The 11,454-nt window shown below is 45.7% G+C and carries 11 protein-coding genes and 1 riboswitch; of the genes, 3 read left to right on the top strand and 8 right to left on the bottom strand.

The features are described from left to right. Positions 1-7 precede the first annotated feature (7 nt). Positions 8-1,363 carry a magnesium transporter gene (gene mgtE / locus FTW16_RS01665; RefSeq protein ID WP_048605905.1) on the top strand — a complete coding sequence of 452 codons (1,356 nt, stop codon included), beginning with the start codon at positions 8-10 and terminating at the stop codon, positions 1,361-1,363. A 125-nt stretch (positions 1,364-1,488) separates the two neighbouring features. On the opposite strand, the gene pmbA is transcribed toward mgtE, so the two are convergent. After that, complete coding sequence (pmbA, locus tag FTW16_RS01670; RefSeq protein ID WP_146489821.1) at positions 1,489-2,832, bottom strand: metalloprotease PmbA; 1,344 nt, start codon at positions 2,830-2,832, stop codon at positions 1,489-1,491. Positions 2,833-2,950: 118 nt separating this feature from the next. Between pmbA and yjgA the strand changes: the two genes are divergently transcribed. Further along, positions 2,951-3,475: a ribosome biogenesis factor YjgA gene (yjgA, locus tag FTW16_RS01675; RefSeq protein ID WP_132764297.1), complete on the top strand. Its 525-nt coding sequence runs from the start codon at positions 2,951-2,953 to the stop codon at positions 3,473-3,475. Between the two features lie 108 nt (positions 3,476-3,583). Here the strand turns inward: yjgA and thiQ are convergent, their stop codons facing one another. The 5 genes from thiQ to mpl all read right to left on the bottom strand — a co-directional run bounded on the left by thiQ (position 3,584) and on the right by mpl (position 9,242). Further along, positions 3,584-4,288, bottom strand: a complete 705-nt coding sequence (gene thiQ / locus FTW16_RS01680) for a thiamine ABC transporter ATP-binding protein (RefSeq protein WP_141925949.1) — start codon at positions 4,286-4,288, stop codon at positions 3,584-3,586. A 10-nt stretch (positions 4,289-4,298) separates the two neighbouring features. Continuing rightward, positions 4,299-5,900: a thiamine/thiamine pyrophosphate ABC transporter permease ThiP gene (gene thiP / locus FTW16_RS01685; protein WP_186728004.1), complete on the bottom strand. Its 1,602-nt coding sequence runs from the start codon at positions 5,898-5,900 to the stop codon at positions 4,299-4,301. Between the two features lie 112 nt (positions 5,901-6,012). Beyond that, positions 6,013-7,005, bottom strand: a complete 993-nt coding sequence (gene thiB, locus FTW16_RS01690; protein ID WP_146489822.1) for a thiamine ABC transporter substrate binding subunit — start codon at positions 7,003-7,005, stop codon at positions 6,013-6,015. A gap of 53 nt (positions 7,006-7,058) precedes the next feature. Then, positions 7,059-7,178, bottom strand: a riboswitch (TPP riboswitch). Positions 7,179-7,221: 43 nt separating this feature from the next. Further along, a complete protein-coding gene (locus FTW16_RS01695; RefSeq protein WP_099165086.1) occupies positions 7,222-7,845 on the bottom strand; it encodes a flavin prenyltransferase UbiX in 624 nt (207 codons plus the stop codon). A gap of 38 nt (positions 7,846-7,883) precedes the next feature. Further along, complete coding sequence (mpl, locus tag FTW16_RS01700) at positions 7,884-9,242, bottom strand: UDP-N-acetylmuramate:L-alanyl-gamma-D-glutamyl-meso-diaminopimelate ligase (RefSeq protein WP_146489823.1); 1,359 nt, start codon at positions 9,240-9,242, stop codon at positions 7,884-7,886. A 270-nt stretch (positions 9,243-9,512) separates the two neighbouring features. Here mpl and fbp point away from each other — a divergent pair, with 270 nt between their 5' ends. Then, positions 9,513-10,523, top strand: coding sequence for a class 1 fructose-bisphosphatase (gene fbp / locus FTW16_RS01705; RefSeq protein WP_060983522.1), 1,011 nt, complete (start codon positions 9,513-9,515; stop codon positions 10,521-10,523). Between the two features lie 92 nt (positions 10,524-10,615). Here the strand turns inward: fbp and FTW16_RS01710 are convergent, their stop codons facing one another. Together FTW16_RS01710 and FTW16_RS01715 are read right to left on the bottom strand one after the other, a co-directional pair. Next, entirely contained in the window at positions 10,616-10,972 is a 357-nt protein-coding gene (locus tag FTW16_RS01710) for a DUF2799 domain-containing protein (RefSeq protein ID WP_146489824.1), read from the bottom strand. Positions 10,973-11,053: 81 nt separating this feature from the next. After that, complete coding sequence (locus FTW16_RS01715) at positions 11,054-11,410, bottom strand: gamma-glutamylcyclotransferase (RefSeq protein WP_146489825.1); 357 nt, start codon at positions 11,408-11,410, stop codon at positions 11,054-11,056. Between the last annotated feature and the right edge of the window lie 44 nt (positions 11,411-11,454).

Below are 11,454 nucleotides of genomic sequence, written 5' to 3' on the forward strand. Positions count from 1 at the left end.
GGAAAATATGGCAGAGCAATTAGAATTCGACCAAGCTCACCAAACCCTCCAAGAAGTCAGCGAAGCCCTAGAAAACGGCCGATTTGTTCACGTACGCCGACAACTTCAGGACATGGAACCTGAAGATATTGCACACCTTTTAGAAGCCTCCCCTCGCAAAAGTCGTGACGTACTCTGGCAACTCACCGATCCTGAAGACTACGGTGAAATTCTTGATGAACTAAACGAAGATGTCAAAGATGCTCTTGTGTCGAAAATGGCACCTGAGACCTTAGCAGAAGCAACCGAAGGCATGGAAACCGATGACGTCGCGTACGTACTTCGAAGCCTACCTGATGATGTTTCTCGCGAAGTCCTTTCTCAAATGGACTCTGTTGATCGTGCATTAGTTGAAACCGCCCTGTCGTACCCTGAAGATTCAGCGGGTGCGATCATGAATACCGACGTAATCACGATTCGTGGGGATGTCGATGTTGATGTTGTATTACGCTACATGCGTATGCGTGGCGAACTGCCCGATGCAACTGATGCACTATATGTTATTGATGAAGAAGAACGTCTTATCGGTAACCTATCGCTTACCACACTGGTAACGACTCAGCCTGATGTGGCAGTTTCCGAAGTGATGGAGGATGCCGACGAAGCGATCGCGGTTGAAACCAGCGCTTCCGATATTGCGAGCCTGTTCGAACGTCGTAATTGGGTTTCAGCGCCAGTAGTTGATAGCAATCAACACCTTGTTGGTCGTATCACCATCGATGACGTGGTTGATGTTATCCGTGAAGATGCCGAGCACTCAATGATGAGTATGGCGGGTATGGACGATGACGAAGATACCTTCGCACCGGTCGTAAAATCTGCTCGTCGTCGTAGTGTCTGGCTTGGTGCTAACGTACTCGCGGCACTGGCGGCGGCATCTGTTTCCAATATGTTTGAAGCAACTCTCGATCAAATGGCTGCGATTGCGGTTCTGATGACTATCGTACCTTCGATGGGCGGGGTTGCAGGTAACCAAACCGTTGCACTTGTGATTCGTGGTTTAGCACTTGGTCATATCGGTGATAGTAACAAACGCGAACTGCTACTCAAAGAGGCGGCTATCGGCTTCCTCAACGGCGTTTTATGGGCTGTTATCATTGGTGGTATCGTTGTAGCTTGGAAAGGCAACTGGATACTGGGAGGTATCATCTCAGCAGCGATGATGACCAACTTGATTGTCGCGGGTATTGCTGGTGTAACTATCCCTGTGATGCTGAAGAAGATGAATATCGATCCGGCATTGGCAGGTGGTATGGCACTCACTACTGTCACTGATGTTATTGGCCTATCGGTGTTCCTAGGCTTAGCAACCATTCTTATTTAAATCATACTTATCTAGCGTGAATAAACAGATAGCCTATCTAAGACGATACGCTGAATACAAAAAGGGAGCCATCGGCTCCCTTTTTAATGCATCAGGTTTAAGTCTCATGTTTAGACTGAGGTAAATTACTCACCCGCGACTTTCATCGACTCAAGCAGGATAGAACCCGTTTGAATTTGAGAGCGTGTTTCAACATCGTTACCAACTGCAACGATCTGATTGAACATGTCTTTTAGGTTGCCCGCTATCGTCACTTCCGATACTGGGTATTGGATTTCTCCATTCTCAACCCAGAAACCCGCCGCACCACGAGAGTAATCAGCCGTTACGGTATTAACGCCTTGGCCCATCACTTCCGTCACTAAGAAGCCTGTACCTAGCTCTTTTAGCATCTGCTCAAAGTTTTGACCGGTCGATTTAACGAACCAGTTATGAATACCACCAGCATGACCTGTTGGTGTCATATCCATTTTACGTGCGGCATAGCTCGTTAGCAGGTAAGTTGCTAACACGCCATCAGTGATGATTTCGCGATCTTGAGTGTAAACACCTTCGCTATCAAATGGGCTCGAAGCCAAGCCACGCAGGATATGAGGACGCTCTGAGATATTGAACCAATCCGGTAGAATTTTCTGCCCTAGATGATCCAATAAGAAAGAGGATTTACGGTAAAGGTTACCACCACTGATTGCCATCACAAGGTGACCAATCAGGCCAGTAGCAACATCGTTAGCGAACATAATTGGGTATTGCCCTGTTGGTAGCTTTTTCGCATCCAAACGGCTAATGGTCTTTTCTGCTGCTTCTTGACCTACGCGCTCAGGCGTCCACAGCTCATCACGGTGACGTGCAACGGTGTAGCTGTAGTCACGTTCCATTTCACCGTTAGCGCCTTGTCCAATCACGCAGCAGCTCGTGCTATGGCGACTCGAAGCATAGCTTGCTAGTAAGCCATGGCTGTTACCATAAACCTTAACACCATAATGGCTGTCGTAGCTTGCGCCATCACTCTGTTTGATCCTATCGCTATAAGCTAACGCTTGCTTCTCAGCAGCAATCGCAATCTCAGCAGCATAATCAGGGTTTGGTTCATCAGGGTGGAAAAGATCCAAGTCTGGAATTTCTTTTACCATGTATTCTTTTGCTGCAGGACCTGCAAATGAGTCTTCAGAAGTGTACTGAGCGATATCAAGCGCAGCCGCTACTGTTTGAGCAATGGCCTTTTCACTCAGATCAGATGTAGATGCGCTGCCTTTTTTCTGGCCGCGATAAACAGTAATACCTAGCGCACCATCACTATTAAATTCAACGTTTTCCACTTCACACATACGTGTTGAAACACTTAAACCCGTTGACTTAGTAATAGCGACCTCAGCTGCGTCTGCACTCACTGATGCCATATCCAACGCTTTAGCTACTGCGGCTTCTAGTTCAACTCTTTGCTGGGCGACTTGCTGTTTTACATCCATATCTATTCTAATTTTTCAGGTCAATATTACGTAGGATAACAAGAATTTCGCTTTCTCCCCAAGATTCTTGCTAAAATAGGCAATATATTCGTTTGAGATAGTGACATAGGCAGAAAAGATGGCTCGCAAAAACCAAAAAGCCCCATGGGAACCAGAAGAAGAAATCATCTGGGTAAGTAAGACAGAAATGAAAACGGACATGGATGCCCTGCAAAAGCTGGGAGAAGAGCTTGTTGGTCTAAAGCCTTCTGTATTAGACAAATTTCCGCTGTCTGAAGATTTGGCACAAGCGATTAAAGATGCACAACGCTTTAAAAATGAAGCGAAGCGTCGTCAACTTCAATACATTGGTAAAGTAATGCGCAATGTCGATCCAGAGCCAATTCAGGCGGCTTTGGATAAAGTACGTAATAAACACTCACAAGCAACAGCTGAGCTACATAAGCTTGAGCAACTGCGTGATCGTGTTGTTGCAGAAGGTGATACGGCTATTTCAGAAGTCATGGAAATGTACCCTGAAGCAGACCGTCAACGTCTTCGTCAGCTAGCTCGCCAAGCTAACAAAGAGAAATCTGCGAACAAGCCTGCAAAGTCTTCTCGTGAGATCTTCCAAATCTTAAAAGAGCTAAAGCTAGAAGACTAATCGTTATCTCGCTTTACTCATAGAGTGAATAAAAGACCTAGCGCATGCTAGGTCTTTTTGTTTTTGACGCACTCAATATCAATAAGTACTCACAGGAGTAATGAATCGTCACTCACCCGCTTTAACAAATGAGCTTAATTCTGGCTGTGGATGATCCGCCGTCAGTGCCTCTATCGAGTCTTCAACCAGCACATTACCTAGCGCCACAAACACAAACTTATTTGCGATACTGCGTGCGTCACCTAAATGGTGAGTCACCATCAAAACCGTAATATTTCGCTCTGCCGCTAATCGCTTCACTAAGCTAAGCATCTCTTCTCGCAATAGCGGATCCAGCGCCGAGAAAGGCTCATCCAACAACCAAATATCATGAGGCTGAACAAAACAACGTGCTAGTGCGACACGCTGGCGTTGACCGCCGGATAAGTGCTCAGGCAATCTATCCAAATACTCAGCGACGCCAACTTGCGCTGCAGCTTGTTCCACAGATTGCTTTTGGGTTGCGGTAAGCTTTAACCCCGGATGTAAGCCTAATCCAATATTTTCACGCACCGTGAGATGGGCAAATAGGTTGTGCTCTTGAAACAACATCGCCAACGGGCGTTGATGTGCCTCTTTACCAATCAGCGACTGCCCAGCCACTGAGATCTCACCCGATGTAGGCTCGATAAATCCAGCAACTAGCGCCAACAGTGTTGATTTGCCCGCACCACTTGGTCCCATCAGAGCAACAATATCGCCCTGCTCTGCTTGGAAATCAAAACTAAACAACTCTTGGTGATAGTGGTAATCCACATCTTTCATCACTAACATCATCGGTTCCTTAACTTTTAGCATTGAGATTTGAGGTTCGAGTAAATAAAAATTCAATGAAGCTAAAACTGCCCACACTCAACAGCAGCAGACTAACCGAAACAACGGCTGCGGCTTCCATCTGATAGCTGCCTAGCAATTGGAATAGGTACAAAGGCAGTGTTCTAAAGTCTTGGCTACCAAATAAGGCAATCGCACTTAAGTCGCCCATCGCCAGCATAAAGCTGATCGAGAAGGCTTGCGCCATCGGCTTACGTAATGCGCGCCACTCCACCAACCTAAAGCGAGTGAATCCTGTCATTCCTAAGCTTGCACACACATACTGGTACTGCTGAGACAAATGCAGCATAGGTTGAGCTAAGGTTTTAATTACGTAAGGCAGTGCCATTAAACTGTTGACGGCAATCACGATAAAGAAAGCCAAGCTGAACACATCGGTAAATGAGCGTAATAGTAGGAAGATACCCGTACTGATCACTAGCCCCGGAGTGACTAAGATAATAGTGCCAATCAGCTCGATTTTATCGGCTCGAAAGTTCTTATTCTGTAAGCGCCATGCTCTGCTGGTCAGTAGTATCGCGATACCAATACCAACCGCGATAACACTTGCTAATGACGCGACTTTAACCGAGGTCATTAATGCCGCCCAAAACGGCTCACTGCTCAGTACGGTGAGCGCCTGAGAGTTAATACCACTTAGAATAACCATCGCTAATGGCGGCAATACCAGCATTGAGACTATGATGATCCAGAAGCTGTCCCAAGCTTTTGACCACCAGCTGTCCTTAACCAAATATTTCTCTTCCGCCAACTGGCTGGCCGTCACAGAAATAGGTTTCGATAGGCGTTGAATGCTGACCGCTAGCACACCACACAGCAGCATTTGCCATATCGCGAGTAAAGCACCCGCCTGCAGGTCAAAGTCGAATTTAATCGCCTGATAAATAGCGAGCTCGATAGTGGTTGATTTAGGTCCACCGCCTAGTGCCATCACGGTAGCAAAGCTGGTAAAGCACAGCATAAAGACTAAGCCACACACATGAGGCAATTGCTGTCTTAAACGTGGCCATTCAACCCATCTGAATTTGTTCCAATGACTCATACCCAAGTGAGCACAAAGCTTGTGTTGCTCGGCAGGCACGGTATCTAAGGCTTGTAAAAGTAAGCGACTGGCATAAGGCAAGTTAAAGAAAACATGCGCCAACAAAATACCATTCAAGCCATAAATCGAAAATGGCAGTTCAATATCGAAGTTCGCCAAAAACTTAGCTAACCAACCACTATTACCATAGATCGCAAGTAAGCCAAATACACCGACTAACACCGGCAGGACTAAGGTCGACGCGAACAGCCTTAACAACAAAGCGCGTCCAAAAAATTGCCTACGACACAGCGCATGAGCAATAGGTATAGCAAAGCCAACACTCAGCACTGTTGAGAGTGTCGCTTGATAAAAGCTGAATTTCGTTACATGCCAATAGTAGGGATCGGACCATACTTGGCTGATATCAAGAGAAGGGGCATTGCTAAGCAATGCCCCAACTGCTGAAACCACGAAGGCGGTAATGAGTATCGCAACCCAGATCCCGACCTTAGGTGTTTTCTTTATCATAAATTGATTTTTTACCGTAAATGGTTCACTCCAAACATAACGAATGAACCTTTAAATACAGAAAGCTAGTTTTTTTAAAGTACGTTAGAAAGCTCATTTTTTAAATAGTAAGTTAAAAAGTAAGTGCACTCTGCCATTCGCGGATCCAAGGCTTGCGCTTAGCTGCAATTTCTTCAGGCGTAAAGCTTAGAGCTTTCTGAGGAACCGTAAGTTGCTCAAATCCTTTTGGTAGCTCGATATCCGTCACTGGGTACATCCAGTTGCCCGTTGGCATCGCAGATTGGAATTCATCACTTAAGATAAACGCCATAAAATCATCAGCAAGTTTCTCGTTCTTACTGCCTTTAACTTTAGCGGCCACTTCAACTTGAGTGTAATGCCCTTCTTCGAAGCTTGCTGCTGCGTACTTAGAATCGCTCTCAGCAATAATGTGGTAAGCCGGAGACGTTGTGTAAGACAACACTAAATCCGACTCACCTTCTAGGAACATAGAATAAGCTTCAGACCAACCTTTGGTTACAGTCACTGTTTTCTGAGCAAGCTTCTTCCATGCTGCTGTCGCTTCATCACCGTATACCGACTTCATCCAAAGCATCATGCCTTGGCCTGGTGTTGATGTACGTGGGTCTTGGTAGATAACCTTAAGATCATCTCGCAGCTCAACCAGTTCTTTCAAGCTCTTCGGCGGGTTTGCCAACTTCTCTTTGTTGTAAACAAAAGCAAAGTAGCCAAAGTCATAGGGAACAAAAGTGCTATCGTTCCAACCATTAGGAAGCGTTACTGATGAAGTATCAACATTATGCTCAGCCAATAAGCCCGTCGCTTTCGCTTCAGCCATCAGGTTGTTGTCGAGACCTAGCAAGATATCGGCTTTGCTGTTGCCCCCTTCAAGACGTAAACGGTTCAGGATAGAGACGCCATCTTCTAGCGCGACAAAATTCACATCACAACCACATTTTTCTTCGAATGCTTTTTCAACGGCAGGACGAGGGCCCCAATCCGCAGCAAAAGAGTCATAGGTGTATACGGTCAAAGTATTGTCTGCAGCAAAGGCAGAAAAAGAGATCGCTGTAGTAACAGCAAGAGTAGTTAATGTGAATTTCACTGGACGCTCTCCATAGTCTGAGCGGCACAGGTTTGAGGGAGGAGAACGGTAGAGGTTGTTCCTAACTCAATTCCTACGCCAGCATTATCTGGTTCAGGTTTACGGGTCCCAAGCATCTGCTTGATCTCAGCTCGCATTCATTATTTGAATGGTTCGCTCCCCGATGAGTGTTCAGAATTGTAATTTGATTTTTAACAATAAGCTATCAAGTTTGGATCAATTACGTTGATCGTAGCCCCAACGTGGCACTAAACCTTGTTCGATACCAAGATGATCAAGAATACGCGCCACCATAAAGTCGACCAGATCTTCAATAGACTTAGGTTGGTGATAAAACCCCGGAGCCGCAGGCATGATCGTCACGCCCATGGTCGACAGTTTGTGCATGTTCTCTAGATGAAGCGTAGAAAATGGCGTTTCACGAACTACTAATAACAGTTGACCTCGCTCTTTCATGACCACGTCTGCTGCTCGCTCAATCAAGTTATCCGACAAGCCGTGTGCAATCGAAGCCAAACTTCCCGCAGAACATGGACACACTACCATCTGCTTAGGCGCTGCTGAACCAGAGGCAACCGGTGAGAACCAGTCGTCTTTGCCACACACCACAAGCTTTTCTGGGGCGCAGCCAAGGTGTTTAACCAAAGCTTGTTTCGCCGCATCCGGCCCAGCAGGTAACTTAAGCTCATGCTCGGTCGCCAATACCACTCGCGCAGCCGATGAAATCAGCAAATAGACCTGATAATCGGCCGCCAAAAGGCATTCAAGTAAACGTAGGCCATAAGGCGCACCGGATGCGCCAGTGAAAGCAAGAGTTATCGCTTTATCGTGTTTTGTCATGTTCTCAATTACTTCAAATTATAAGGTCGTGGATGCCGTTAGCCTTTGAGTGCCAATCCATCCAACAGTTTTTGGTGAATACCACCAAAGCCACCATTACTCATTACCAAGATTTGGTCACCCGCTTGTGCCTCTGAGACAATTTTAGCAACGAATGCATCCATGTCATCACTCACGTGTGCAGGTTGGTGACAAGCGTCTGCAACATCTTGAACCGACCAATCAATGTTACCCGGTTGGAATAAGTAGGTAGAATCCGCCAGCTTGAGCGAATCAGCCAAGGTTTCTTTGTGCACACCACGTTTCATGGTGGCAGAACGAGGCTCTAAAACGGCAATGATCTTCTTAGTGTCGACCTTATTACGCAACCCGCCTAGCGTAAGTTCAATCGCCGTTGGGTGATGAGCAAAATCGTCATAAACAGAAACACCTGCCACCTCGCCTTTAAACTCCAAGCGGCGCTTAGTGTTAATGAAAGTAGCTAGTGATTCACACGCTAAGTCAGGAGTCACACCTACGTGTCGTGCAGCTGCTATCGCCATCAAGGCATTGTTTACGTTGTGGTCGCCCACTAAATCCCAGTTTACCGTTCCAACACATTCATTTTGGAAGTAGACCTCAAATTGAGAGCCGTCTTTGACTAACTTCTTAGCATCCCAATCGCCTTGCTCGCCGCTTGATTCAGTCTCACTCCAACAGCCACGAGATAGAACATCTTGAATAGCCACATCTTGTTTAGGTGAGAAAATACGGCCATTGCTTGGCACAGTGCGCACTAAGTGATGGAACTGACGTTTAATCGCCTCAAGATCATCGAAGATGTCCGCATGATCGAACTCTAGGTTATTCATGACCAAGGTTCTTGGGTGGTAATGGACGAACTTAGATCGTTTATCGAAAAAAGCACTGTCATATTCGTCAGCTTCGACCACGAAGAACATGCTTTCACCAAGGCGAGCAGAGATACCAAAGTTACCCAACACACCGCCAACTAAAAAGCCCGGTGCATAGCCACAGTCTTCCAAGACCCAAGCCAGCATGCTTGATGTCGTGGTCTTACCATGCGTTCCCGATACCGCCAACACCCAACGGTCATGCAGCAAGAATTCTTGCAACCACTGAGGGCCAGAGGTGTATCTAAGATTGTTATCCAATACATACTCAACACACGGGTTACCACGGCTCATCGCGTTACCGATAACCACGAGATCCGGCCTTGGCTCGAGTTGGCTCGGGTCGAACCCTTCAATAATTTCAATCCCTTGAGATTCCAACAAAGTGCTCATTGGTGGGTAAACATTCGCGTCACTACCAGTAACCTTGTGACCTAGTTGACGAGCCAATACCGCAGCACCACCCATAAAGGTGCCACAAATTCCTAAGATATGAATATGCATAAATTGCTTCCAAACGCTTGGCTAAATAAACGATGCCCTAATTAAAACGGCTTGCACTCATTATCATTAAATAGCGGTTAAAAGCGAGCGGCAATGCAAAACAAATTTAGTCGACATAGTAAGTGAGATCTGCGTCGCTTAGTTCATTACCATTAAAAAGATCTAGCCTTTAGAATTTAGGTAAGCGTCTAGATGAATAAAGCCCGTACAAGAGGCCAATTCTATAGTGCTCAAATCCCCCTAATATTCAGAGAAGTTTAAGGAAATAACATGTCTGAGATGCGCACCCTTGGTGAGTTCATTGTTGCAAAACAAAATGACTTCCCCCATGCAAGCGGTGATCTATCATCCCTTTTGTCATCAATTCGTCTTGCTGCAAAAATTGTTAACCGCGAAATTAACAAGGCAGGTCTTGTCGATATTACTGGCGCTGTTGGTACAGACAACGTTCAAGGTGAAGAGCAACAAAAGCTAGACCTGTACGCTAACGACAAATTTAAAGCCGCACTTGAAGCTCGAGATCAAGTTTGTGGTGTCGCGAGTGAAGAAGAAGACGAAGCCGTCGCCTTCAATAAAGAGCTCAACAAAAACGCAAAATACGTTGTACTGATGGATCCACTTGATGGTTCTTCAAACATCGATGTGAATGTATCGGTTGGTACAATTTTCTCAATCTACCGCCGAGTATCACCGATTGGTACTCCACCAACACAAGAAGATTTCCTACAACCAGGGCATAAGCAAGTAGCTGCTGGTTACGTGATTTACGGCTCTTCAACCATGCTGGTATACACAACTGGTGCTGGCGTAAATGGCTTCACCTACGACCCATCACTGGGTACCTTCTGCCTGTCTCATGAAAATATGATGATCCCTGACGAAGGTAAGATTTACTCAATCAACGAAGGTAACTACATTCGTTTCCCTACAGGTGTTAAGAAGTACATCAAGTACTGCCAGGAAAGCGAACCAAGTGATAATCGTCCTTACACTTCTCGCTACATTGGTTCTCTTGTCTCTGATTTTCACCGTAACCTACTTAAAGGCGGCATCTACCTGTACCCAAGTACAGAAAGCCATCCTCAAGGTAAGCTGCGTCTATTGTATGAGTGCAACCCAATAGCCTTCATAATGGAGCAAGCTGGTGGTATCGCCTCCGATGGTGCCCAACGCATCATGGATATCAAACCAACAGAGCTACACCAACGTGTACCTTTCTTTGTCGGTTCGAAGAGCATGGTAAAAAAAGTAGAAGAGTTTCTTGAGCTTAACCCAGACTAAACCATTCGTTTATTTATAAAATTAACGTCATCAAAAAAGCCAGCATTCATATGCTGGCTTTTTGTTGTTCGCTGCGTTAAACAATCACCGAATTATTGAACGCTATACTTTGATTCAGCACCACGTTCGTAGTTGAAACGGAACCATTTATCGACGTCGTCACAAATCCCAAGGTAAGTCTCACCACGGCGCCCTAGCGCTCTCGGGTTTTGAGAACAATACTGAGTTTTACCCATTTCATAACCCTGACCATAAGCGCCATATAAGTCTGCATCAATGGATGGTGAAGACGCGGCTTCAGCCAAACTTGCTTCAGTCTGCTTGGTTTTTCCTTTTAGCGCCATTTCTTCGCCAAAGCTCTGCCAATCGGCTGTGTTCATTGACGTTGGTGGCGGAGTTTGCGCACAACCAAATAACATTACTGATAGCACCAATAATAGATATTTCATAATTTCCTCCTAGTGGAAAAGACTAGCCTGTACATTGAGACTTTTAGCTATTGCGTCAGAATGCTTCCAGTAGTTCATTCACTATAGCGGGTTGTTCTGCTTACACCAGTCACCCGAAAGTATTTCTTTATTAGCTGTTAGATCAAGCTGATATAAATATACCCATGCTAATCCAAATATAGTCTCTATTTGCTCGCGACGATACTCAACAGGAACATCTTCTAGCCGATCGAGCGACTCCAAAATTTCGTCGTTAATGATATAGACCTCGCCAGCGACACTTTTCTTTCCGAAAATCATCGCCGGATACGCAACTAAATCAAAAAGTGCGTATTCCTCAGGTGTGTCAAACCTTCCTAAACACTCACACTGTTTTAAATAGTGGTGGTTTGATTGATCTTTTCTCAATGTCCCATAAACAAAAACGAGGTGCTGCATACTCACTCCCTAGCATTCGTCATCCGCTAATCAATCACCGTTCA

This window comes from Vibrio sp. T20, from assembly GCF_007858795.1.
GTDB classification, from domain to species: Bacteria; Pseudomonadota; Gammaproteobacteria; order Enterobacterales; family Vibrionaceae; genus Vibrio; species Vibrio satsumensis.